Consider the following 24272-nt stretch of genomic DNA (forward strand, 5'->3'; position numbering starts at 1 on the left):
AAGTTTGGATGAGATCTGAAGTTCAGGAGTAAACAATGGCAATCAAATGGGACAAACTGACCGTCAAGTCGCAGGAGGCCATCCAGGCCGCTGCGCAGATGGCGGCCGAACACGGCAACCCGGAGGTGCAGCCCATGCACCTGCTCGCGGCGCTTCTTGAAGATCGCGAAGGCATCGTTCTGCCCGTGCTCGAAAAGATGCAGGTGCCCGCGCAGCAACTGCTGAGCACCGTCAACGCCGCCATCGGCAAGCTGCCGAAGGTGCAGGGCTCGAACCAGCAGCCCAACGCGGGCGCGGGGTTCAACCGCGTGCTGGAACAGGCCTTCAAAGAGGCCGACAACTTCAAGGACGAGTTCGTCTCGACCGAGCACCTCCTGCTCGCGCTCTCGCAGCAGCGCAATGAGCCGGTGCAGGCCGCGCTTGCCGCCGTCGGCGCTACGCACGACGCCATCCTGCGCGCGCTGACTGCCGTCCGCGGAACGCAGCGTGTGACCGACCAGAATCCTGAGGGCAAGTTCCAGGCGCTGGAAAAGTACGCGAAGGACGTGACCAAGCAGGCCCGCGAAGGCCGGCTTGACCCCGTGATCGGTCGCGACGAAGAGATCCGACGCGTCGTCCAGGTGCTGAGCCGCCGCACCAAGAACAACCCGGTGCTGATCGGCGAACCCGGCGTGGGTAAGACCGCGATTGTGGAAGGCCTGGCACGCCGGATCGTCAGCGGTGACGTGCCCGAGTCGCTGAAGGACAAGCGCGTCATCTCGCTTGACCTGGCCAGCATGCTCGCCGGTGCCAAGTTCCGCGGCGAGTTCGAAGAGCGCTTGAAAGCTGTGTTGAAGGAAATCGAGGATTCGCACGGCGAGATCATCCTATTCATCGACGAACTGCACACGCTCGTTGGCGCAGGCGCGTCCGAGGGCGCGATCGACGCGAGCAACATGCTCAAGCCGGCACTCGCGCGCGGCGAACTGCGTGCCATCGGCGCGACCACGCTGAACGAGTTCCGCAGGTACATCGAAAAGGACGCCGCGCTCGAACGCCGCTTCCAGCAGGTGTACGTGGGCGAACCCAACGTCGAGGACACGATCAACATCCTTCGCGGCCTGAAGGAGAAGTACGAGGCGCACCACAACGTCCGCATCAAGGACTCGGCCATCATCGCCGCGGCGGAGCTATCGCACCGCTACATCTCGGACCGCTTCCTGCCCGATAAGGCGATCGACCTGGTCGATGAAGCCGCGGCCGCGCTCGCGATCCAGATTGGCAGCGTGCCGGAGGAGATCGACGCCCTCGATCGGCGCGCGATGTCGCTCGAAATCGAAGCGACCGCGCTGCGCCGTGAGGAAGACGAGAACTCGAAGGACCGCCTCGAAACGGTCGAGCGTGAACTGGCCGAGCTGAAGGAAAAGGCAAGCGGCTTGCGTGCCCGCTGGCAGCGCGAACGCGACGCCATCGGCAAAGTCACCGAGCTGAAGAAGACGGTCGAGCAACTGCGCTTCGAGATGGACGACCAGACGCGCCGCGGCAATCTGCAGCGCGCAGCGGAGATCCAGTACGGCGAACTGCCGCGTGCCGAGCGCGAACTTCGCGAGCTGGAGGCCGAGCAGGACGCTCTGAAGTCCGGCGCCGCACACCGCATGCTCAAGGAGGAAGTCGAGGAAGAGGACATCGCCGAAATCGTCTCGCGCTGGACCGGCATTCCCGTCTCGAAGATGCTCGAAGGCGAAGTGCAGAAGCTTGTCCAGATGGAGAAGCGACTGCAGGAGCGCGTCATCGGTCAGGACGCAGCGCTGGAGGTCGTCGCTAACGCCATCCGCCGCTCGCGCGCTGGCCTCAGCGATCCCAAGCGCCCCATCGGCAGCTTCATCTTCCTGGGGCCCACGGGCGTGGGTAAGACCGAGACCGCGCGTGCTCTCGCCGAGTTCCTCTTCGACGACGAACAGGCGATGGTGCGCATCGACATGTCGGAGTACATGGAGAAGCACGCGGTCGCACGCCTCATCGGCGCGCCTCCGGGCTACGTCGGCTTTGACGAGGGCGGTCAGCTTACCGAGGCGGTGCGCCGCCGGCCGTACGCCGTGATCCTCTTCGACGAAATCGAAAAGGCTCACCCGGACGTGTTCAACGTGCTGCTGCAAGTGCTCGATGACGGCCGCCTGACCGACTCGAAAGGTCGCACCGTGGACTTCAAGAACACGGTGCTGATCATGACCTCGAACATCGGCGCGCAAAACCTGACGACGGCGTGGGCCAGTGGCGAGGAGGGCTTCAACGATGCGAAGACACGCGTTCTGGACGACCTGAAGAAGCACTTCCGGCCGGAGTTCCTGAACCGCGTGGACGACATCGTCGTCTTCCATCCGCTGGGTGAGGAGCAGTTGACGCACATCGTCGACCTGCGCCTGCACGACTTGGAGAAGCTGCTGCGCGATCGCAAGATCAGCATTTCGCTGACCGACGCGGCACGCACGCTGCTCTTCCGGGCAGGCTACGACCGTGCCTACGGCGCGCGTCCGCTGAAGCGCGCAATCCAGCGCCTCCTGCAGGACCCGCTGGCCATGCGCATCCTGAGCGGCGAGATCCGCAATGGCGACCACGTGCAGATCGATGCCACCGGGGACAAGCTGACCTTCACGGCCAGTCACCCCGGCGCGCAGCCAGCCGCCGCGAGCAACGCAGCCGAACCCGTGAGCGCGTAACCGCTTACGTTCCGCACTGTCTCGAGCCCACGCTGAAGTTAGCGTGGGCTTTCTTTTTTGCTAGCCTCGACCGGAATGGTATGGTGTTGCGCATACAAGGAAATACGAATGCAACGCTGTTCTCTTGCGGTGCTGTGTGCACTCGCTTCTCTGCCTTTGCTGCTGACCGGTTGCGGTTCCGCACCCGCAACGGATTCCGCTACTCCGATCGCCGTTCCGCCTACGCAAACAGCAACAGTTACCAACCTGCCGATTGACGGTCGTTGGAGCTTCTTGCCCTATGTCGTCGTGCCGGTCGGCAGCGGCACAATCCCGGTTGTTCCGGGGGCTTCGTTCCAGGGCGCACTGGTGACCAACGGAACCCAGGTGACGGGCGCTGGGCGAATCCAGGTCTCGGCCATCGCATCCGGGTCACTCCAGTGCGCCCGTCCGCAAGCTGTGTCGCTTCACGGCACGTTCAACGCTGCGCGCCATCTGAGCCTCAGCTCCGATCCTCTGCCGGATGGCGGCGCCTTGCAGATGGAAGTTGATATCGCACCGGACCCGCATGTTACATCCAAGGGGACGACTAAGCTGACCGGCTCCTGTGCTACCACCGGAACGATTCAGGGGCTTCTGTTCGAGCCCATCTCGGGCAGCTTCAGTGGTGGTGTCAGCAGCCTGGACGCAATCACCCGCCTACCGGTCGCGTTGGGCACTGCCGACGCAACCTTCACTGAAACGGATCCAGACGTCAACGGCCAATCCGTTGTGAGTGGCAGTATCAACCTCAAGTTAAGCGCGTGCAGCACGCAACTGCCGATCAAAGCAGTTCGGTCAGGTGCCAGTCTTTCACCAGGAGGGCCCTTATCATCGGCTGACTCCAATGTCGAAGTGTTGCTGTCAGAGCTTCCGGATGGCACTCGCGTGAATGCCTCGGTCTTATACCTTGGGCAGGATTGCAAACCAGTGGCGCCACCCTCAACTGTCGGCACCAGTTCTACGATTATGTTTAGCTCTGCAAACTCACTCGCAATTACTTTGTCGAAGCAGTAGCACTCGGCGGCTGTGGCCTGCGAATAGGGCACCCGCCGTGACGCTTTCTCGGTATATCGAGGCCAGGGTAGAGCCGCTATGCTGAAGAGGCATGAACGAAACGCGTCGAGTTAGTTGGCCCTGGATCGCACTCGGCGCACTTGGTCTCGCCTTTAGCTTGTGGCTGCATCTTCGCCTTGGCGACATGGGCTTTGACGACACGTGGATTCATCTCCGCATCGCGCGCAATCTGCTTGCGACCGGGCATGCCTGGTTCAACACCAACGAGCGCGTAATGGCGACTTCGTCTCCGCTGTGGACGCTGCTGATGGCTGCGCTGCACGTCACCGCCCGTCCGTCCGTATTGCCTGTGTTGGAGGCATTGCTCTTCTGGGGCGCGTGCGTGCTTGCTTTCAGCATCGCCCGTCGCCACTTTGCCTTGCAAAGCGAGGCAGTGTGTTCCGCGGCCGGAGCACTTGCGGCGGTGTGCACGGGCGCTCTTCTTCTGCCCAGTTCTGTCGGGCAGATGGAAACACCGCTGGCCATGGTGCTGTTGCTGGCATCGTGGCGCGCGGCGCAAGCCGGGCTCGGCCTTGCACTCCCCGTGCTCGCCATGGCCGCAGTCGCGCGCCTGGAGCTTCTGCCCGTGTGGTTTGTTGCCACGCTCGTTACGCTGCTGTGGTCGCGCCGGCACCGCGTCGCAGCACTGGAGAGCCTCTGCATCGTTCTGCTGATGGCCGGATGGACTCTCGCGCAGTTCCACGTCTTGCTGCCCAACAGCATGCGCGCCAAGCAGATCTCCTACGACTTCACGCTCGCGCAAACGGCCAAGCAGTTTGTAGGCTTCCGCGTGCGCGACGGTGTGGAAGTCCTGCTGTTGTGCGTTCTGGTTGCGATAACGATCAGCCTGTTCTGGCGCTCGCGCGCCACTCGCCCTGCATGGCAGAACCTGCTGCCGCCTGCGGCTGTCCTCAGCGGCATTCTCATTGTGGTCGAGTACATTGCAAGGCGCACAGTTCTCTTCGATTGGTATCGGCCGCTGTACCTGTTGCCGCTCGCGCTTGGTGTTCTGCTCCTCCTGCCTGACACAGCATGGTTTGGCGCCAGCACTCGCCTGGCATTCGCGACTGCGCAATGCGTGCTGCTCGGTTGGCTGCTCGCGCCGGCGGCGCGGGCCCTGCCGCGCTATCTCCGGGGTGCCATCACGCCGACCGTGGCCCAGAAGAGCTGGATCGACGGTGGCGACTACGTCCGCGTGCAGGAGTACCTGCAGGTCGGCCGCGTGCTGCAACAGACCTGTCCAGACGCGCGCGTGCTGGCCTCTGAGATCGGCGGCCTTGGCTGGAGCTTTCCGGGCGAACTGCTCGACGGCTTTGGCATCGCGTCGCCTGCCGCGTTGCGCTTTCAACCGCTGCGCAACGGCTCGCCCAAGGGTGGCATTCCCGCGGCGTTCGCTCTGCAGGCAGCGCCAGACATCATCGTCAGCTACACCGTCATGGCAGACCAACTCTTCTACACACCTGAGATTGCGCAACGGTACAGCCTCGTCCTGCTGCCGACCACGCCGCGCGACCATCGCGGCGGTCTGCTCGACATTGCATGGCGCTCCAGCACACACCTGAATGTCTGGTTGCGCCGTAACGGAGCGTGCAACTCTGCCGCGGTCGCCACAGCACTACACGCGCAGATCGACTGAGGTCTAACGCTGCGCGGGCGCTGCGGCACTCTCTGGTCTGACTACCCGATACAGCACAAACACCTGGTGATCGGGGTCGGGCTGGATGCGGTACCGGGCTACCTCCCGCAGCGGAACCAGCCGTTGCATCTCCGCGATCCGCTTCGCGTCCCACGACAGGTATCCGCCGTACCAGGCTGGCTTCTCCTGCGCCACGAGGGCGGGCAGGCCGCCGATCGGCCACTCCGGATTGGCGCCTTGCACACCCGTGAACAGCGCCACATCATCCGCCGAGGCCGCCAACAGCTTCGGTCTCGCCTCCTGCGGCGTATCGGCTCGCATCCGCGCGGCAATGTCCTGCGCCGCGCTCCACCACGTGTACTGCGGATGAGCCGCTATGCTGAGCGTCACCAGCAGCATCATCGCGAAAGCCGCTTCCAGCACCAGCATCGCCGCAGTGTGCGCCATCCGGAGCCGTAGCGTTGCCGTGCCGCGATGCGCCCGTCGAGCCAATGCATGCACGCCGAGCGCGATCGCCATCATCATCGGCGCAACGCACGAGAGATAGTAGTGCGGCAGGAACCAGGTGTGCCAGCCGATCCAAGCAATGGGCAGAACCAGCGCCAGTACGGCGCTGCCGAACAGCGGCACTCGCCACAGCTCGCGCAGGTAGCGCAACGACGCGGCCAGCAACAGTAGCGTCAGCGCCCACAACAGGCCGCCCATCCACGTGGCATCGCCCACCGCGCGTGCCATCACCTGCAATAGGATGCGCCCATGCGCCTTGCCCGCGTTCACTGCGAACAGGTGGTGGAAGTCCGCGGCATAGTGCGGCCGCACGAGCAGCAAGAAGTACAACGCCCACGCACCAAGCGCCACGCCCGCCGCAACGGCCACCGGCACCAGCGCTGAGCGATCGGCGACCGCTCGCCGCAGCGCACCATGCCACGCTGCCTCGGCCAACTCCGCATCGTCCTGCCGATGAATCCTCGCTGCCTGCCACAGCAGGTAAAGCACCGACGGTGCCAGCAGGACAGCCGTCGTCTTGGTCAACACGGTGGCCGTTAACACCAGGCCCACACCGCCACTGCGCAGCAGCGATCCGCGACGTGCTGTCGAACGTGGCCACGCCAGCCACAACGCCAACAAAAACTCCAGGCTCACCAGCGACTCGGGAAGCGCGAGCCGGTTGAATCCGTAGCAGAACGGGTCGGCCAGTGTCAGCAGCACCGCAGCCACCGCCAGCACGCGCCCAGTCAGCGGGCGCAGCAGCGCATACAGCAGCACATTGCTCGCACCAAACATCAGCACCGCCAGCACCCGCGCGCTCACCATGCCCACGCCGGTCAGAGCGAACCACGCGCGCAGCAGCAGCGGCCACACCGGCAGAGCTACGGCCGGATTGAACCCGTTCGGTGTGAACCACTGTCCCGTCTGCGCATGGTGCAACGCGGCCCCGCCGTACCAGCCCTCGTCCGTGTAGCGAGCCCAGTCCACCGCCGGCAACACACTTGGGTAGTCCGCGCGCAGGTGGACGAAGTACATCGCGTACAACAGCGCGCTCAGAACAAGCAGCACCGCAAATACGCCACGTTCCGTGGAGCGGTGCAGCGAGCCGAATCTATCGGTCGCCATCCGCATTCAACTCCATCAGGCTCGCGCCGGCGACATCACTCAATGCACGCACCGGGGTCGCACGCGCGCGCAGGTCGTCCCCGATCCACTCCCATCCGCTGTGATAGTTCAGCAGGAGGGCATCCGGCTCGGCCAGCATCCGTGAATAGGACGCAATGTGCAATGGCGAGAACTGTTGCAGGTTCACTGCGGTCACGGCATTCGTGTTGTGCCGGAGCCACTTTACTTCGGTGGGCTCGTCATATAACAGCGTGATGCGCTGACGCACCAGCGGGTCCGGGGCGTAGTAGCCATCCAGGAAGAAGTCCCCCAACGACTGCGTGTAGAGCGGCTTGCCAGGATGCGAAGCCAGTTCATCATGCAGGGACGCCGGCACCGCCATCGCCGCCAAGATCGCATCACTCTTGCGCTGTTCCGCACGAATCTGGATCGCTCCCAGCGCAACCGCCAGCACAAGTAACGCAGAGATCGTTCCAAGGAAGAATCCGTTCGACCGCAACCGGCGCTCCAGCAGCAAAGCCAAGCTGACCGCAAACGGAATCAGCGCGGCGATCACGTACCGCACCTCCATCGTGTGCGTCACGAATTCGCCAAACAGGTAACCAAAGAAGGGAAGCACCGCGAGCGCAAGCATGGCCGCCCAGAACGCCGGCTTCAAATCGCGCCCCATCCGCTCTTCGCCGGCAGGGTTTGAGCGCACATACCGCACCGTCGCCCACACCAGCGCCAACGTTGCCACGGCCAGCATTGCCGCGCACACCTTTTGCGCCGGCAACGGCCACGTGTTGTAGCGCACGAACAGTTCGCGATACCCCTGCGACACGTTGTGCAGATTGACGGCGCTCGTGTAGTAGTGCCGCTGGTAGGGCGCCAGCGCCGCCTTGCCCGGCAGGATCAGCGCGATGCTTGCCATGCCTGCAACCAGAGTTCCCACCACCGGCCAGTCGAACCGCCCACGGCGCAAGCTGCGCACCGCCTCGCCCGTACTCACCGGCAGCAGAATCAGCAAGCCGAAGTAGTGACTCGTAATCGCCAGCGCAATGCTGAGCCACAGACCGAGCAGCGCCACGCCGCGCGGCCGGCCCTGCTCACCCCATTCCGCCGCCACCAGCCAGCACAGCACCGCTGCCGCATACAACCCCAGCAACAGACCGTAGGGACGGCCCTCCACCGCATAGCGGAAGCTCGCGGTACACAGCGGCAGGCTCATTGCGATCAGGCCCGCACGCCACCCTGCCAGCCGCCGCACCAGCAGAAACAGCGAGAGCTCCAGCAGCAAGAATCCAAACAGCGCAGGCAGCCGCAGTGCCATGCCGTTGCGTCCCGCAACGTCCATCGAAAGATGACTCAGCAGGTGATAGGTCGGCGGGTCCAGTGAAATGGGCGAGTGCATCTGCACCCGCAGCACACCGCCTAAAGTCTGAACCGAATCGCTGTAGAACGAGAGAAACTCGTCATTCCACATCAGCCGCGCATGCGACCACAGCAAGCCCAGCACGGCGGTCAGCAGCAGAACGCCAGCCGCTGCTGCCAGGCCACCGCGATTCCCTCGCGGATTCGCTTCGTTCACTGCGCCGGCACCACTGGAGCAACGATCACGTTCCGTGCCGGCGCGGCCGGCACCACAATGGTCGTCGGTGCCGTGGTCGAGGGCAGTGTCGGCGCAAACACCTGTTCCACCCATGGCATACGCACAAACAGCAGCAATGCCATCACCAGCGTGGTCGCGATAAAGCTAGCCATCAGCATCGGTTCGCGGTATAGCTTCTCAGGATTTTGTACGGCGCTCTGCGGCTTGAACGCGATTTTCAGGTACATCGCCATGGTGAACGCCACCAGCGGAAATCCAAAGATCAGTTCAATGCGGTAGCGGATGATGAAACCGCCGAGGAACAGCATGGCGGTCGAGGCGTAGAACAGCACACTGACCAGCAGGCTTTCCGGCGTGTACCGCTGAAAGCTCTTACGGTAAGCGCCAGCAACGCTGCGGTCGCCAATCTCGTTCAGTTCGCTGAACCGTTTCAGCGCCATGAAGTAGCAGCCGATCATCCAGTACGCGACCAGCAGGCTCACCGGTGGCACCAGCACCGCCGTCACTGCGTACCACCCCAGCAGCATGCGCAGCGGGTTATTCACGCTCTCCGTCAGCACGTCCAGGTACGGCACGTCTTTGGTGCGCACCGGCGGAAAGTTGTACAGGCACCCCATGATCCACAGCACCAGCGCCATCAGCGCAAACATGCGGTTGATCGTCAGGCCGATGCCGACGCCCAGCAGCATCATGACGATCCACTGCACATAGGCAGCGCCGGTGTGGACGACCCCGCGCGCCGCGGGACGATTGCGCTTGATTGGGTGCAGCCGGTCAAAGGGCGCGTCCAGCACTTCGTTGATTACGTAGTTGCTGCACGCCACCAGCGTGATCGCCACAAACGCGACCACCAGTGTGACCAGCAGGTGCGGAGACCAAAGAGCCGGGTAGGTGCTGAGCGGGACGATCACGCCGGGCAGAACGAACAGGTTCTTGATGGAGTGATCGAGGCGCGCGATCTGCACATGCGCCTTCAGGCGTTCCGCCAGCGTGAACGACGGGGTTGGAGTCGCGGGAACCGTGCTCAACTCAGAATCCTTTGCGGCTGCAGTTGTGGGGTTTCAACGTCTCAGTCTAGCAAAGAGGACAATTGTCGACGTCACAGTTCCGTCAATCCCCAGTTGTCCGCAAACAAAGAACCCCACGGCGACTGCAACGCCGTGGGGTTCCGTATGAGCGTGATCAGGGAAGCGGAGCCTACAACGGCTCCACCGGCCCGCCCGCACGCGGGTCGGTCACCACCACGCGGCGCGCGGCCGCAAAGCCAAATACCGCGATGAACACGTAGCACAGTGCCGGGATCACGAACGCATGCTGGTACCCGATGCGGTCCGCCAGCTTGCCATAGATCCACGGCAGGATCGCCCCACCCACAATCGCCTGCACCATCAGGCTCGATCCCTTGCTGGTCAGGTCGCCCAGCCCAGCCAGGCCCAGTGTAAAGATGCTGGGGAACATGATGCTGTTGAATAGGCCCACCGCCAGGATGCTCCACATGGCAACGGAGCCGGTCGTCGTCATGCTGGTCAGCACCAGCACCAACGCGATCACTGCAAACAGACCCAGCAGCAAGCCCGTGCGCACCTTAGTCAGGATCGCTGAACCGAGGAACCGGCCCACCATGGCGCCGCCCCAGTAGTACGCGACCAGCTTGCCCGCGGTCTGCGCAGACAGGCCGCCCAACTCGGGCCGGCCAAAGTAGCCGATCAGGAAGCTGCCGATGCTCACCTCAGCACCCACGTACAGGAAGATTCCCACTGCTCCCAGCAGCAGCCATTTCTCCTGCCAAATGCTTCCGCCGAATCCAGCGATCGGCCGGTAGTCCACCGTCAGATTCTGGCGGCGCTCCAGCCGGATCGCTGCCAGCGCAACCGCTAGCACCACCAGCAGACCGGCGATCACCAGGTACGGCATCGTCACGGTGGAGGCCTGCTGCGTCTGGTAGGCGCCGCGAGCCGCCGGAGACAGTGCCTGGAACTGTGCGGTCGTCAGCTCTGCCGCCGCGCCCAGGATCAGGATGGAGCCCAGGTAGGGCGCAACCGTCGTTCCCAGCGAGTTGAACGCCTGCGACAGGTTCAATCGGCTGCTCGCTGTGCCCACCGGTCCGATGCTGGCAACGTACGGATTCGCGGAAACCTGCAGCATGGTGATGCCCGCCGCCAGCACCACCATGGCGCCCAGAAACAGCGGGTACGAAATGCTGCGGGCGGCCGGGATAAACAGCAGCGCACCTACCGCGGCCACCAGCAGGCCGATCACCATCGTCTGCTTATAGCCGCGGTGCTCCACCAGCTTGCCCGCGGGCAGTGCGAAGAGGAAGTATGCCCCGAAGAATGCCGTTTGGATCAGCGCCGCTTCCGCGTTGCTCAACGAAAAAATCGACTTCAGGTGCGGCACCAGAATGTCGTTCAGCGCGGTGAGGAAACCCCACATAAAGAACAGAACGGTAGCCACCGACATCGCGCGGTAGTCGGTCTTTGCCTGCCCGGGAGCATACGCGGTACTTGCCGCAGAAATGGCCATGGTCAACTTGCCTCGAAATCAAAAGAAATGCAGCCTTTCGAGAGTAAACCGTTCCCACTCACAACGTCACCACTCGGCCTTCTCTCTCGTTCGTGTCGGTACACTGGCTGCAGTGCCGACTGTCTCTGTCATCGCGACTGTACTCAACGAATCCGAAACCATCGGCGGCCTGCTCGCGTCCATGCAGATGCAGACCCTGGCCCCCGACGACATCGTCATCGTCGACGGTGGTTCCACCGACGGAACCTGGGAGCAGCTGGTCGCAGCGCAGGCAACAATGCCGAATCTGCTCCCCATTCGCGATGAGACCTGCAACCGCAAGCACGTCATCGGCCCCATCGCCCGCGGCCGCAACGTCGCCATCACCAGCGCCCGCGGCGATCTGATCGCCTGTGCCGACGCCGGCTGCCTGTACGACTCCACCTGGGTCGACCACATCACAGCGCCTTTGCGATCCGGCACCGCCGATTACACGCTGGGCGGCTCCCGCCTCGACCTCGCGCAAAGCACTGTATGGGACATCGCCTCTGCTCCCTTCCTCGGCGTGAAGCTCGCACCCACGGAGCCCAGCAAATCCTGCGCGGCGCGCTCGGTCGCCTTTACCCGCTCCGCCTGGGCACGCGTCGGCGGCTTCCCAGAATCGCTCTTTCACGCCGACGACGTCCTCTTCGACCAGCAGATGCGGGCGGTCGCGCGCACCGTGCCGGCGGACAACGCCAAGGCCATCTACATTCCGCACCACACCTTCTCGACCGCCGTATGGCAGGTCAGCAGTTACAGCCGCGGCGACGGCATCGCCGGCCTGCGCTTCGCGCGGCTCATGCGCAACGTCCTCCGCTGCGTTGCAGAGGTCGCCGCGCTCGCTCTGCTGCCACTCACCATCTGGCCGTTTCTGTTGGTGCTCGCTCTGGAGATTTACTTCGCCTATCGCCTGGATTGGAAGCACGTGCGCAGTCTCGGCCCACGCGTGCTCCTGGCGCGCCTCGCTTTTTCGCTGGTCGTGCCGTGGGTGGTCGCGATCAACCAAGTGCGTGGTGCCCTACGCAAGCAGTACCAGACCAATCGGCAGAACGCCTGAGTCCCGTGGCTTCATCGCAGCGCGCCGACGACGCGCACCGCCGCACCGCCGTCATCATCGGCGCCGGTCCTGCAGGTTTGACCGCCGCTCTGGAACTGCTTCGCCGCACAGACATTCAACCAGTCGTCCTCGAAGCCAGCCACGCAATCGGCGGCCTTTCCCGCACCGTCGAATACAAGGGCAACCGCATCGACATCGGCGGCCACCGCTTCTTCTCGCGCAGTGAACGCGTGAACCAGTGGTGGCAGCAACTGCTGCCGTTGCAAACGCAGGCCGGTGCAGACACTAGTTCGATCGACCCTGTTTCTGCTTGCGAAACCGACCGGCGTGACGTCCTCCTGGTGCGCCCGCGCCAGAGCCGCATCTATTTCGCCCGTAAGTTCTTCGACTACCCGCTCGCACTCAACGCAAACACGCTGCGCGGCCTGGGCTTCTGGCGCACCCTGCGCATTGCCGCCAGCTACCTGCGCGTTCGTCTGCGTCCAAACCGCCCCGAGCGCAACCTGGAAGACTTCTTCATCAACCGTTTCGGTCGAGAGCTCTACCAGACCTTCTTCCAGAGCTACACCGAAAAGCTGTGGGGCACGCCCTGCGCCGACATCAGCGCCGACTGGGGCGCGCAACGTATCCGCGGCCTGTCGCTACTCGCCGCCGTGCGCAACTGCATCCCGGGCCTCGGCGGCGCGAAGCCGAAGACCCGAGCATCACAAGCGTGCAGCCCAGCCCGCGAAACCTCGTTGATCGACCAGTTCCTCTATCCCAGACTCGGCCCCGGCCATATGTGGCAACGCGCCGGAGACGAGATCCTCGCCCTCGGCGGCACGATCCACCACGGCACCACGGTCCATCGCCTCTGCGTCCATCGCGACCGCATTCAGGGCGTGGAAGCAGCACAAGCGAACGGCGGAACCATGGCTTTCCGCGCTGACTTCGTGTTCAGCACCATGCCCATTCCGCAGCTGATCGACTCGCTCAGCGAGCCCGCCCCGGCCAACGTGCGGGCCATCGCAGAAGGCCTTCAGTTCCGCGACTTCCTCACCGTCGGCGTGCTCGTGCAAAAGCTCGCACTCACCGAATCCGACGGCTCGCCTCTGCGCGACAACTGGATCTACATCCAGGAACCCGGCGTCCGCATGACGCGCCTGCAGATCTTCAACAACTGGTCGCCCGACATGGTCGCGAACGAAGACACCGCCTGGCTCGGCCTCGAATATGTCTGCAGCGAGGGCGACGATCTATGGAGCATGCCCGACGCGGCCCTGCAGACCTTCGCCGCGCGCGAACTTGAGAGCATCGGCGTGATTCAGGCTGGCAGTGTTCTGGACGCCTGCGTCGTGCGCGCACCCAAGGCCTACCCTGCCTACTTCGGCACCTACGAAGGCTTCGGCGAAGTCCGCGACTACCTTGCGCACTTCTGCAATCTCTTTCCCATCGGCCGTAACGGCCAGCATCGCTACAACAACCAGGACCACAGCATGCTGACCGCGATGCTCGCCGTCGACCAGATCGTCAGCGGCACCTTTGACCCAGCCGCGCTCTGGTCCGTGAACGCAGAGCAGGCCTACCACGAATCCAGATAGGCCCGCCCCACCGCGTGCGGCTGCGCTCTACTTCCGGAAGTCCAGGTATCCCCACTGCTCCGGCACGTGCATGTTCACTACGCCCTGCGGCGACCACACCCAGTTCTCCTCGTGCTCGTGACCGGGCAGCCATTCCACGCGGCTGAAGTTGATGCGCCACGTCGTCCCGTTCCCCGGCAACGTCACCTGCTGCCGCGACGCAAACGAGTTCAGCGGCAGCGCGATCTCCAGCGTCCATCCGCGGTCCGTATCGTCCGGCTGGTTCAGCGTGCCGTTCACATGCACGGCGCTCTTCAAACCCGTTGCCTCCCAGCTATTGTCGGCCTTGCCGCCAAACCGGTACGGCTTGTTCAGGAACAGGTCCCACGTCGTGTTCAGCGCATTCATCTCGAACTCGTAATACGACTCGCCATCGACCACGGGCTTGATGAAGAACTCGAAGTCGTCGTCGTGAAAGATGACGGAGTCATGCTCCGTCAGCTTCGCGTGTACGTTCGGCTCTTCCAGTTCAGCGGCAATGTACAGGTTCTTGTCGTCCCACAGCATCTTCACGCGCGTCTTGTACTTCGGCGTTGGCGCGGAGCCGCCTAAGATGTCCACGAAGTCGCTGGTCCACTCGGCCTTGCTCCAGGCAGGGTCGTCCAACCTGCCATCCATGGCAGGCGGCGTGCTCACATGATGCACCGCGTAGTGCAGTGGCGGCGGCACCTGCCGAGTCTCCTGTGCCATCGCTACCGGCGTCACGCTCATCGGCCCAACCAGCGCAAGCGCGCCCAACGTAATCCGATTCATCTGTCTCCTCAACTTCGCCAAACCCGTTCGTCAACCCTGCCGCTCTGAGTACCCACCACTCCAGCGGAGCCTACGCGCCCTACTTCATCGTCGCCGGCCGGATGACCGCACCATCCAGGTCAGGATGATCCAGTCCCCACACCTTTACTCCGGGTTGCCCCTGCAAATCCAGCACCACTACTTCGTTCGTGCCTTTGCGCAGCCAAGGCCCCGGCAGGTACAGCGCCTTCTGCGGACCCACGTCCCACACGCGGCCCAGGTTGTGCCCGTTCACCCAAACCTGGCCTTTGGTGAAGCCGCTGGTGTCCAGGAACGTGTCGGCCTGCCTGGGAACAGTAAAGCTCCCGCGGTAAAAGCACGCCCCGCTGCACGCCTGTGCCGTGTACTTGTACTGCGTCGGGTCGGTCAGCGGCAGTGGGAAGTTCTGCCAACCCGTCACCGGCCTGCCACCCACGTTCACACCGCCCAGCAGCCCAACACGCTCTCCCGGAATCGCCTTTCCGTAGTTCACGCGGCCCGTGTTCTCCACCAGTATGTCCAGCACCGCCGGGCCGGCTGGCAGATCCAGCGGCAGAGCGTGCTGGTCGTAGCGGCGGTCAACCGTGCCTATCAGCCGACCGTTCACGTACACCTGTGCATAGCTGTGCAGCTTGCCCAGGTTTACCTCGCCCTGCACGGGCCCCTGCATCGTCGTGCGGTACAGCACGTAGCCATACGCCTGGTTCAGCTCTTCCATCGCCAGCGGCTGTTGCGACGGCACCGGCTTCGGCAACACGCTCCACAGCGGCACCGCGCCCGTCATGTGCACAGGCGCAAACTGCTGCGCTGGCGCTATCGTCGGCACCGGCGTTGGCGTCGTTCCAGTCGCCTCTGCAATCGTCTTCCGCAGCAGGTCGTACTTCGGTGTCTCGCGCCCGCTCTCATCCAGCGGCGCGTCGTAGTCATAGCTGGTCACGTCGGGCTGGTAGTTCTTGCCTTCGGAGTTCGCCCCGTCCGCATTCGCTCCGTTCATGAATCCGAAGCTGGTGCCTCCGTGGAACATGTACATGCTCACGGAGTAGCCCTGCTTCAGCATCCATCCCACCTCGTCCGCTTCCTCTTGTGGGCTGCGCGTCTCGTGCTTCGCGCCCCAGTGGTCGAACCACCCGGCCCAGTACTCACCAGACATGAACGGCCCCTGCGGCCGCAGCTTGTGCAGCTTCGCGAACTCGCCCTTCGCCTCGCCCGTGCCGAAGTTGATCACCGCCGGCAGCTCCGGCAAGGATCCACGAGTCAACTCATCCGCACCATCGGCCGTGTACAACTGTGCCTTGGTAAAGCCGGCGTCCATCAGCATGTGGTGAATGTCTTCCATGTACTCGTGGTCGTCGCCGTAAGACCCGTACTCGTTCTCCACCTGCACCGCGATGATGGGTCCGCCATTGCCGATCTGCAGCGGCGCCACCTCTTTGCCCAGCCGCAGCATCCACCGCCGAGCCGCTTTTAAAAACTTCGGATCGCGTGACCGCACCTTCATATCGGGGTCTTTCAAGAGCCAAGCCGGGTAGCCGCCAAACTCCCACTCCGCGCACGCGTACGGCCCGGGCCGCAGGATCACGTACAGCCCCTCCTGCTGCGCCTCACGCACAAACTCCGCCACGTCGGCATTGCCGCTGAAGTCGTACTTGCCCGGCTCGGTCTCATGCACGTTCCAGAAGACGTAGGTCGTGATCGTGTTCAGCCCCATCGCCTTCGCCATGCGGAACCGCGACCGCCAGTACTCCCGCGGAACACGCGCGTAGTGCATCTCGCCAGAGATGATCTGAAACGGCTTGCCATCCAGCAGGAACTTGCCGTCCGCCACGCGAAAGCTGTGATCCGCCGCCGTCTGCGCATGCGCTTGCAGGGCGCCGCACAGCAGCAGTCCCGTGAGCACGAAACAACAACGACCAACAGAACGAGGGAACCGCGAAAGCCGCTGCTGCATCATGCCTGCATTCTAGAAGCTCACCTGAAGTCATAGGCAGCAGGGAAGCGCCGGCGCACAATCAAGGCGTGCGCATCCTTTTGCTCCTTCTGCTCGCCATGCTGCTCGGCACACCGTTGTCCCTCCGCGCCGACCAGGACCCCGCCTGGATCACGCCCATCGCGCCCTTTCGCATCGCAGACAACCTTTACTACGTCGGCAGCCTGGACCTCGCCAGCTACCTGATCGTCACGCCCAGGGGCAACATCCTCATCAACGCCAACCTCGCGACGTCGCCACCGCAGATTCGGGCAAGCGTCGAGCAGCTCGGCTTCCGCTGGCAGGATACGAAGATTCTCCTGAACGGCCAGGCTCACTTCGACCACATGGCTGGCGCGGCAGAGGTGGTGCGCGAGACCCACGCCAGAAACATGGTCATGGACGGCGATGTAAGCGTCGCGGAGACCGGCGGCAAGACCGACTTCCTCGCTCCCTCGAACAACGTGCCGAGCTACGCACCCGTGCACGTCGATCGCGTCCTGCACGACGGCGACACCGTCACGCTGGGCGGCGTCACGCTCACTGCGCACAAGACAGCAGGTCACACCCGCGGTTGCACCACGTGGACCATGCGGGTGCACATGCCGGGGGACCCCGCGACCGTCCTGCGCGACGTAGTCATCGTCGGTGGCACCAGTTTCTGGTCGGAGTACCGCTTCACCGCGACTGCCGGCCATCCTGCCAGTTATCCCGGCATCGCTCAGGACTTCACGCACACCTTCGCCACTCTCCGCAATCTGCCGTGCGACCTCTTCCTCGGTGCGCACGGCCAGTACTTCCACATGCTCGACAAGCTGCGGCAGTACCCCACAGTTGGACCGCGCGTTTTCGTCGATTCGGCCGGCTACAGAGCGTTCGTTGCAGAGGCTCAGACCAAGTTCGAACGAGCACTGCAGCAGCAGCAATGAGTCCGCTGACTGCACGCGGCCGAGCATATTCTTGCTGCACCGGGCCTGCGGGGACGGCCCGCGGTGCGGATCCCGGCAAGGCCACCCGCGGGTGAGTCCACGCACGGCCCGGTGCAGCAGGCTGGGCGGTGGCTTGTACCGGGCAACCGCCACAGGCCAGAGGCAAGGCCTGCTGCCTTGCTCAAACCCGTTTTGCCCGGAAAGGACGCGCCGCCCACTCCTGATATTCGCCATATATTCGCCCAGCGCAGCGGCCCTGTCCAGTGCAAATCTGCGCCCGGTGGCCACACTTCAATTCCTTCCAGCCAGCTGCATCCCCTGCATCCAACTGGGTGCATGCAAACGCCAATTCCAGTTCCAGCCGCAGAGATCCTGCTGTCCTGCGCGGAAGCGCTGCGGATGGTTCAGGACACCTTTGCCAGCCAGCCCACGCCTCCGAACGAAAACATCCCGCTGGAACAGGCGCTGGGCAGGGTTTTAGCCGAAGCTGTCCACGCTGACCGCGACCAGCCACCCTTTCCACGTAGCACTCGCGACGGCTTCGCGGTTCGCGCCGCGGATCTCGAGTCCTCGCGGACGCTTCGCATTGTTGGTGCCATTCGCGCGGGCGAGGAGTGGACCGGCGCGCCTCTGCAGCCTGGGGAAGCCCTGGAGATCATGACCGGCGCCCCTGCCCCGGCGGGTGCAGATGCTGTCCTGATGGTCGAGCACGCGAAGCGTGACGGCGACATCCTGCTTCCCAGCCGGACCCTTTCGCCCGGCGAAAACATCGTTCCGCAGGGTGCCGAAGCTCGCTCGGGGGACATCCTGCTACGGCCCGGCGTCCGGCTCGGTCCGGCGGAAATTGCTCTCGCCGCCTCCGTCGGCCGGCACCATCTCTCCGTCTACGCCAGACCAACGGTTGCAATTCTGAGCACAGGAGACGAGCTTGTCTCCGTCGAGCAGACGCCCGGTCCCCAGCAGATTCGCAACAGCAATGCCTATGCCCTCGCCGCGCTGGTTCGGCAGAACGGTGGCGAGCCCAGGCTCCTGCCGGTCGCGGCAGACACCCGCGAGTCGCTGGAGCGGTCCATCGCTCGCGCCGCCGGCTGTGACATGCTGGTCCTCTCCGGAGGCGTTTCCGCCGGCAAATATGACCTCGTGGAGCCGGTGCTCGCCTCGCGCGGCGCGCAGTTTCTTTTCACAGGGGTGCGCATGCAGCCGGGCAAGCCTGCCGTATTTGGCCGCATGACCGATGTCGAAAACCCGCCCGAACCGGCGAGCGCGACCAGGACACAGTGGATCTTCGGGCTGCCGGGCAATCCGGTCAGTGTCCAGGTGACCGCGATGCTGTTTGCGCTGCCCATGCTTCGTGCACTCGGTGGCGAAGTGAACCCGCAGCCGGCCTTCGCTGCCGCTCAGCTCACGCAACCGGTGCAGGTCTCCCCCGGCCTGACCCGGTTTCTTCCGGCCCGGCTCACCGCCGGTCTGGAGGGCACCGTTGTTGAGCCGACAGGTTGGAAGGGCTCCGGCGACCTCCACAGCAACGCTCGCGCCAACTGCTACCTCGTCGTCCCACCGGATGCCGTTCAGCTTGACAAAGGCACCCACGTGCAGGTGCTGCTTCGCTAGGCACGGTACCTGACCGCAGCGCAAGTGATGCAAAAGCAGGAACTTACGCCGAAGTTCTTCCGCACGAGGAACTTCCGGCGAAGCGTCAGCGCAACCTGTTTGCAATGAAGAACTTACAAAAATGGCAGGGGGGCGGCTTTACTGGACCCGCTCGTAGTGATAGCCACCCTCATCCAGCGCAGCCAGCAGTTCCGCCACCTGCTCAGGACCGCGAGTCTCCATGGTGATGTCGATCGTCGTGTCGCCCAGGTTCACGCCGTAGTACGACCGGTTGTAGAGCGTGTCCACGATGTTGATGCGGTGCGCTGCAATCAACTGGGACAACTCCACCAGCGCACCCGGGCGGTCCAACAGGTGAATGCGCAGCCGAATCAAGCGTCCGTCCTGCACCAGGCCGCGCTCGATCATGCGGCTCAAGAGCATTACGTCGATGTTGCCACCACACACAAGAACCGCGGTTCGCGCGCCGGTTGGCAGACTCGTCCGCCGCTGCAACAGCGCTGCCAGCGCAGTCGCACCGGCGCCTTCTGCCAGCATCTTTTCGCGTTCCAGCAGGGTCAGAATCGCGCTGGCGATCTCGTCTTCTTCGACCGTCACAATCTCGTCGACGAACCGCTCGACCAGCGGCAGCGTCAGCGATCCCGCACGGCGAACCGCAATGCCATCCGCAATGGTCGTCGCGGCTGCCAGTGTTACCGGTGCGTTCTGCGCAACGGCAGCCTGCATGCTCGGCAGGCGCGCGGTCTGCACGCCAATCACGCGCACGGTCGGCCGCAGCGACTTCACCGCGCAGGCAATGCCGCCGATCAGGCCGCCCCCGCCGATCGGCACCACCACGGCGTCAAGATCGCTGACCTGCTCCAGAATCTCAAGGCCGATCGTGCCTTGCCCGGCGATCACCTCTGCATCGTCGAAAGGGTGAATGAACGTCAGACCTTCTGCATCGCGACGCCGCACCGCTTCCGCATACGCCGCGTCGTAGTTCGCGCCGTGCAGCACGACCTCTGCGCCAAAGCGCCGGGTGGCCGTCACCTTGACCAGCGGCGTTGTTTCCGGCATTACGATCGTCGCGCGGATTCCGCGACGCGTCGCGTGGTACGCAACGCCCTGCGCATGATTGCCCGCGCTGGCGGCGATCACGCCGCGGGCGCTCTGCTCCGCTGACAGCGTCAGGATGCGGTTCAGCGCTCCGCGCTCTTTGAACGCGCCAGTCATCTGCCGGTTCTCGAGCTTGAGAAAGATTTCCTGGCCGGTCAGGCCGCTCAGGATGGGCGAGCGATCGCATGGCGTGTAGACGACCGAGTCTCGCACACGTTCGCGCGCGGCCTGGATGTCAGCAAGCGTGACGGCAAGATCTAAGTGTGTTTCAGGCATCGGGTTCCGTTAGCTTACCGGACACGCACCTAGTGAGTGCGACGGAAGTTGTTCGCCTTGGTGAACTCGTCGCGTAGCGCGGGCGTGCGCAGGTTTTCGCGCAAATGCTGCAGCCGCTGCTCCAGCATCAGCAGCGTGTGCGCCAGCGGAGCTTCATTGGTGCGAGCGATGTCGCGCCACATGCTGAAAGGCGACGATCCCAGGCGGGTCATCTCGCGCAGCGCGCGTCCGCCGATGGCGCGCAGATCCGGATCATCGCCGAACGTGTCTTCCAGCAGAGCGCTCAGTGCGGTGCTGAGCATCTGCGGCAGGTGGCTGACCCACGCGCAGATCTCGTCGTGGCGGTCCGCTGGCATGTCGATGATCTTGGAGCCGAAGCGCTCCACCCATCCGCGCCACTCCGTTGTAAGTGCCTGTGACGAGCCCGAGAAGGCAACCGCGGCGGGCGATGTGTCGGGCGTAAAAATCCACGTGGCCCCGCGAAAGAGTGCGGCTTCCGCCAGCGCCGCACCGCCGCTTTCCTTGCCTGCCATGGGATGGCCTGGCAGAAAGCGGCCAGGCAGAAGGCGGCGCGCGGTCTCCACAATGTTCAGCTTGGTCGAACCCGCGTCGGTAACTAATTGGCCGTCTTGAATGACGGGCGCAAGCTGCTCCAGCCATTGCAGGATCGCGAGCACGGGCACGGCGAGCACAACGATGTCGGCACGTTGCACCGCCGCGCGCTGCTTTTCCGGAGACTGCGCCAGGTGCGTAATGGCGCCGCGATCGAGGGCGGTGCGCAGTTCGTCGGCGCTGCGGTCAATGCCGGTGATCAGGCCAGCAAAACCGGCCTCGCGCAGGGCGAGGCCGATGGATGCGCCGATAAGGCCGGTGCCGATGATCGTGATTCGCTTCGCCGGCAACGTCTGCTCCTGCTTACCCGAAGTGCTGCTCGAGGAAGAGCAACGTACGCTTGTTGGCCAGCGTTGCGGCCTCAGCGCGGTAATGGTTCGGGTCGACGGAGCGCTCGAAGGCGTGACCCGCCCCTTCGTAGACGAAGATTGGCACCTCAGGATGCGCGGTTTGAATCGTGTCGCGCGCGGCCTGCGGGATGTACTCGTCATCCGCGCCGAAGTGCAGGATGACCGGGCACTGCGGCTCTTCATTTGCGAACTGCGCGATTGCTCCGCCGTAGTAGCCGGCAGCGGCGTCGATCTCAAGCCGAGTCGCGGAGAGGAACGCCATGGTGCCGCCGAAGCAGTAGCCAACGACGCCTACGGGTGCGTCAGTCTCTGCGCGCAGCCACTCGACGGCGGCCTTCACGTCCTTGGTCTGGTCGACCAGGCCTTCGCTGAACTGCTTCATCAGGCCGAAGCCCTTCTGAAAATCTTCCTGGTTGTACTCGAGATTCACGTTCTTCTCGATACGGTCGAACATGGCCGGCGCAATGCAAAGATAGCCGTGCGATGCCCACTCCTCGGTCGACTTCTGGATCTGGCGGTTGACGCCAAAGATCTCCTGCACGACAACCAGCGCGCCTTTCGGCTCGCCGTCTGGCCGCACCACGTATGCGGCCAACTCGTTGCCGTCCTCTGCCTTCAACTGCACCCACTCGGTGTTCATTGTTGCTCCTGTTGGTTACGCTACGTTGCGGCCGACGACGGGTGCGAGCTGACGCAGTTGGTCGACAAGCTTGTTGAGCTGGTCGGGGAAGAGCGATTGCGCGCCGTCGCTCATGGCCTTGTCCGGATTTGGATGCATTTCCATCAAGAGGCCGTCCGCACCGGCGGCGACTGACGCCAGCGCCATGGGCGGAACGAACTCGCGCTTGCCCACGCCGTGCGACGGATCGCCGAAGACGGGCAGGTGCGTCAGCTTCTTCAGCACAGGGATCGCGCTAATGTCCATGGTGTTGCGCGTGTAGGTCTCAAAGGTGCGAATGCCGCGCTCGCACAACATCAGGTCGTAGTTGCCGCCGCTCAGGATGTACTCAGCCGAGAGCAAGACCTCTTCGATGGTCGCGCTGATGCCGCGCTTCAGCAGCACGGGTTTACGCACGTGGCCCAGTTCGCGCAGCAGATTGAAATTCTGCATGTTGCGCGCGCCCACCTGGAAGCAGTCGATGTACGGCAGCATGGGCTCGATCTGCGCGATCTCCATCACCTCCGTGATGATGAGCAGGCCGGTAATGTCGCCGACTTCGCGCAGGAGCTTCAGGCCTTCGATGCCCATGCCCTGGAAGCTGTACGGCGAGGAGCGCGGCTTGAAGGCGCCCCCGCGCAGGAACTGTCCGCCCGCCGCCTTCACCTGCTGTGCGGAGAGCAGAATCTGGTCGCGCGACTCGACCGAGCACGGACCGGCCATGATGGTCACCTGGTCGCCGCCAACAACCACGCCGTTGGGAAAGGTGATCTTCGTTCCGTCCGGGCGGAAGGAGCGGCCTGCCAGCTTGTACGGCGAGCTGATGCGATACGCCTCAAAGACGCCGGGCAGTACCTGGAACTCTGCCACGTCAAACTGCGCGGGCGTACCCACGCCGGCCAGCATCATCTGGCCCGCGCCGCTGGTGCGGTGCACATCGAAACCCAACTCCACCATGCGCTCAATGACGGCCTGGATGTGCTCGTCGTTGGCGTCCTTCTGCATCACTACGATCATTGCGTTCTGTCTCTCTTTTTCGCGCGCCGGGTGTGTGGCGCAGGGAATTACGACTGCGGTGTGCGTTTTTGCAGGGAGCGCATCACGTCCATGATGCGTTCGTAAATGTCGATCAGGTCTTCGTCCTTCAGCGGACCGCTGTTGACCTGCTTTGCGTGCGCGAAGACGGCCTGCTCGCGGTCTGGCTCATAGATGTTGGCGCCGGTCTTTTGCTTGATTGCGCCGATCTCTGTGGCAGCCCGGGCGCGCTCGTTCAGCAGCGCCACAATCTGCTCGTCCAGTCCGTCGATCTTCTGCCGCCAGTCTGCGATTTCCATCGTTGCCGTACCTCGTTCGTGTTGCTGGGTTCGTGTTTCAGTGTACCGAGCGTGGGTTGCGGTTACGCCGTTCCGCTGCGCAAACCTTGTACAAACTCGCCAACGCGCTGCGCCTCTGTGCCCGGTTCGCTCTGCTCAATCAGGTGAACGATGGCGGAGCCAATGATGGCGGCGTCGGCGAACTTGCCGACTGCGGCGACGTGTTCCGCGTTGGAGATGCCGAAGCCTACTGCGATGGGCTTAGTGGTGAACTGGCGCAGGCGGCGGACGAGCGACTCGGCATCAGACTCAAGCGCGGCCTGCTTGCCGGTGATACCGACTCGGGAGATGGCGTAGATGAAGCCCTCGCTGTGTTCGGCGATGGCGCGCAGGCGGTCGTCCGGGCTGGTGGGCGCGGCGAGAAACACGGGGGCGAGGCCGTTTGCGCGCATGTGCCGCAGGTAGTCGGCAGATTCTTCCACGATCATGTCGGTCAGCAGAACGCCGTCGGCGCCGTGCTCCTTCGCCGCCTTGCAGAAGGCCTCAAGGCCCATGCGGACGACCGGGTTCAGGTAGCTGAAGAGGACGATGCCGGTCTCTGGGCGCGCCTCGCGGATACGCTTGCTTAGAGCGAGCACATCGTGCAGCGAAACGCCGCGGCCCACGGCACGCTCGCTGGCGCGCTGGATCACGGGGCCGTCGGCGAGCGGATCGCTGAACGGTACGCCGAGTTCGAGCACGTCGGCACCGTTGTCGATTGCGGCGAGAGCGATGTCGTAGGTGATTTCAATCGACGGATCGCCTGCGGTGAGATAAACGACGAGTCCTAGCTTGCTTTGAAACTGAATCGACATCGG

19 protein-coding genes are annotated in these 24272 nt (G+C 63.9%); 7 read left to right on the plus strand and 12 right to left on the minus strand.

Translation table 11 applies throughout. The annotated features are described in order from the left end of the window. Positions 1 to 35 precede the first annotated feature (35 nt). From clpB to OHL12_RS14450, 3 genes are all read left to right on the plus strand, one after another. Positions 36 to 2696, plus strand: coding sequence for an ATP-dependent chaperone ClpB (gene clpB, locus OHL12_RS14440; protein ID WP_263414519.1), 2661 nt, complete (start codon positions 36 to 38; stop codon positions 2694 to 2696). A gap of 273 nt (positions 2697 to 2969) precedes the next feature. After that, positions 2970 to 3731: a hypothetical protein gene (locus OHL12_RS14445; RefSeq protein WP_263414520.1), complete on the plus strand. Its 762-nt coding sequence runs from the start codon at positions 2970 to 2972 to the stop codon at positions 3729 to 3731. Positions 3732 to 3822: 91 nt separating this feature from the next. Next, positions 3823 to 5406, plus strand: a complete 1584-nt coding sequence (locus OHL12_RS14450) for a hypothetical protein (RefSeq protein WP_263414521.1) — start codon at positions 3823 to 3825, stop codon at positions 5404 to 5406. Between the two features lie 3 nt (positions 5407 to 5409). Here the strand turns inward: OHL12_RS14450 and OHL12_RS14455 are convergent, their stop codons facing one another. The 4 genes from OHL12_RS14455 to OHL12_RS14470 form a co-directional block, all read right to left on the minus strand. Continuing rightward, positions 5410 to 7020, minus strand: a complete 1611-nt coding sequence (locus OHL12_RS14455; RefSeq protein WP_263414522.1) for a glycosyltransferase family 39 protein — start codon at positions 7018 to 7020, stop codon at positions 5410 to 5412. Further along, positions 7007 to 8590, minus strand: a complete 1584-nt coding sequence (locus tag OHL12_RS14460) for a glycosyltransferase family 39 protein (protein ID WP_263414523.1) — start codon at positions 8588 to 8590, stop codon at positions 7007 to 7009. The genes OHL12_RS14455 and OHL12_RS14460 overlap by 14 nt, the downstream gene beginning before the upstream one ends. Beyond that, the gene (locus OHL12_RS14465; protein WP_263414524.1) at positions 8587 to 9639 is read right to left on the minus strand and encodes a UbiA family prenyltransferase; all 1053 of its coding nucleotides are present in this window, start codon (positions 9637 to 9639) and stop codon (positions 8587 to 8589) included. The genes OHL12_RS14460 and OHL12_RS14465 overlap by 4 nt, the downstream gene beginning before the upstream one ends. A gap of 169 nt (positions 9640 to 9808) precedes the next feature. After that, positions 9809 to 11134, minus strand: a complete 1326-nt coding sequence (locus OHL12_RS14470) for a sugar MFS transporter (protein WP_263414525.1) — start codon at positions 11132 to 11134, stop codon at positions 9809 to 9811. A 112-nt stretch (positions 11135 to 11246) separates the two neighbouring features. Here OHL12_RS14470 and OHL12_RS14475 point away from each other — a divergent pair, with 112 nt between their 5' ends. Further along, positions 11247 to 12212: a glycosyltransferase gene (locus OHL12_RS14475; protein WP_263414526.1), complete on the plus strand. Its 966-nt coding sequence runs from the start codon at positions 11247 to 11249 to the stop codon at positions 12210 to 12212. 5 nt (positions 12213 to 12217) lie between these two features. Beyond that, positions 12218 to 13792 (plus strand): NAD(P)/FAD-dependent oxidoreductase, encoded by a 1575-nt coding sequence (locus OHL12_RS14480; RefSeq protein ID WP_263414527.1) that lies wholly within the window; start codon positions 12218 to 12220, stop codon positions 13790 to 13792. 27 nt (positions 13793 to 13819) lie between these two features. Here OHL12_RS14480 and OHL12_RS14485 read toward each other — a convergent pair whose 3' ends face one another. Both OHL12_RS14485 and OHL12_RS14490 read right to left on the minus strand, forming a co-directional pair. Then, complete coding sequence (locus tag OHL12_RS14485; RefSeq protein ID WP_263414528.1) at positions 13820 to 14584, minus strand: carbohydrate-binding family 9-like protein; 765 nt, start codon at positions 14582 to 14584, stop codon at positions 13820 to 13822. Between the two features lie 79 nt (positions 14585 to 14663). Beyond that, complete coding sequence (locus OHL12_RS14490; RefSeq protein ID WP_263414529.1) at positions 14664 to 16499, minus strand: glycoside hydrolase family 35 protein; 1836 nt, start codon at positions 16497 to 16499, stop codon at positions 14664 to 14666. A 149-nt stretch (positions 16500 to 16648) separates the two neighbouring features. On the opposite strand from OHL12_RS14490, the gene bla reads away from it, so the two are divergent. Next, entirely contained in the window at positions 16649 to 17497 is an 849-nt protein-coding gene (gene bla / locus OHL12_RS14495; RefSeq protein ID WP_425583484.1) for a subclass B3 metallo-beta-lactamase, read from the plus strand. A gap of 336 nt (positions 17498 to 17833) precedes the next feature. Next, the gene (locus OHL12_RS14500; RefSeq protein WP_263414531.1) at positions 17834 to 19108 is read left to right on the plus strand and encodes a molybdopterin molybdotransferase MoeA; all 1275 of its coding nucleotides are present in this window, start codon (positions 17834 to 17836) and stop codon (positions 19106 to 19108) included. Between the two features lie 138 nt (positions 19109 to 19246). Here OHL12_RS14500 and OHL12_RS14505 read toward each other — a convergent pair whose 3' ends face one another. The 6 genes from OHL12_RS14505 to trpA all read right to left on the minus strand — a co-directional run bounded on the left by OHL12_RS14505 (position 19247) and on the right by trpA (position 24269). Next, the gene (locus tag OHL12_RS14505) at positions 19247 to 20482 is read right to left on the minus strand and encodes a threonine ammonia-lyase (protein ID WP_263414532.1); all 1236 of its coding nucleotides are present in this window, start codon (positions 20480 to 20482) and stop codon (positions 19247 to 19249) included. Positions 20483 to 20511: 29 nt separating this feature from the next. Continuing rightward, the gene (locus OHL12_RS14510) at positions 20512 to 21384 is read right to left on the minus strand and encodes a prephenate dehydrogenase (RefSeq protein ID WP_263414533.1); all 873 of its coding nucleotides are present in this window, start codon (positions 21382 to 21384) and stop codon (positions 20512 to 20514) included. 13 nt (positions 21385 to 21397) lie between these two features. Next, positions 21398 to 22084, minus strand: coding sequence for a dienelactone hydrolase family protein (locus OHL12_RS14515; protein WP_263414534.1), 687 nt, complete (start codon positions 22082 to 22084; stop codon positions 21398 to 21400). Positions 22085 to 22099: 15 nt separating this feature from the next. Further along, on the minus strand, positions 22100 to 23119 hold the full coding sequence (gene aroF / locus OHL12_RS14520) for a 3-deoxy-7-phosphoheptulonate synthase (protein WP_263414535.1): 1020 nt from the start codon (positions 23117 to 23119) through the stop codon (positions 22100 to 22102). A 47-nt stretch (positions 23120 to 23166) separates the two neighbouring features. Further along, the gene (gene pheA, locus OHL12_RS14525; RefSeq protein WP_263414536.1) at positions 23167 to 23436 is read right to left on the minus strand and encodes a chorismate mutase; all 270 of its coding nucleotides are present in this window, start codon (positions 23434 to 23436) and stop codon (positions 23167 to 23169) included. Between the two features lie 62 nt (positions 23437 to 23498). Continuing rightward, a complete protein-coding gene (gene trpA / locus OHL12_RS14530) occupies positions 23499 to 24269 on the minus strand; it encodes a tryptophan synthase subunit alpha (RefSeq protein WP_263414537.1) in 771 nt (256 codons plus the stop codon). Between the last annotated feature and the right edge of the window lie 3 nt (positions 24270 to 24272).

The organism is Terriglobus aquaticus, from assembly GCF_025685415.1.
GTDB lineage: Bacteria > Acidobacteriota > Terriglobia > Terriglobales > Acidobacteriaceae > Terriglobus > Terriglobus aquaticus.

Bases quoted from the DNA above. Each gene is read 5' to 3' on its own strand.
- OHL12_RS14515 (WP_263414534.1), bottom strand. From the start codon at position 22,084: ATGAACACCGAGTGGGTGCAGTTGAAGGCAGAGGACGGCAACGAGTTG.
- pheA (WP_263414536.1), bottom strand. From the start codon at position 23,436: ATGGAAATCGCAGACTGGCGGCAGAAGATCGACGGACTGGACGAGCAG.
- OHL12_RS14485 (WP_263414528.1), bottom strand. From the start codon at position 14,584: ATGAATCGGATTACGTTGGGCGCGCTTGCGCTGGTTGGGCCGATGAGC.
- trpA (WP_263414537.1), bottom strand. From the start codon at position 24,269: ATGTCGATTCAGTTTCAAAGCAAGCTAGGACTCGTCGTTTATCTCACC.
- OHL12_RS14470 (WP_263414525.1), bottom strand. From the start codon at position 11,134: ATGGCCATTTCTGCGGCAAGTACCGCGTATGCTCCCGGGCAGGCAAAG.
- aroF (WP_263414535.1), bottom strand. From the start codon at position 23,119: ATGATCGTAGTGATGCAGAAGGACGCCAACGACGAGCACATCCAGGCC.
- OHL12_RS14450 (WP_263414521.1), top strand. From the start codon at position 3,823: ATGAACGAAACGCGTCGAGTTAGTTGGCCCTGGATCGCACTCGGCGCA.
- bla (WP_425583484.1), top strand. From the start codon at position 16,649: ATGCTGCTCGGCACACCGTTGTCCCTCCGCGCCGACCAGGACCCCGCC.
- OHL12_RS14500 (WP_263414531.1), top strand. From the start codon at position 17,834: ATGCAAACGCCAATTCCAGTTCCAGCCGCAGAGATCCTGCTGTCCTGC.
- clpB (WP_263414519.1), top strand. From the start codon at position 36: ATGGCAATCAAATGGGACAAACTGACCGTCAAGTCGCAGGAGGCCATC.
- OHL12_RS14455 (WP_263414522.1), bottom strand. From the start codon at position 7,020: ATGGCGACCGATAGATTCGGCTCGCTGCACCGCTCCACGGAACGTGGC.
- OHL12_RS14505 (WP_263414532.1), bottom strand. From the start codon at position 20,482: ATGCCTGAAACACACTTAGATCTTGCCGTCACGCTTGCTGACATCCAG.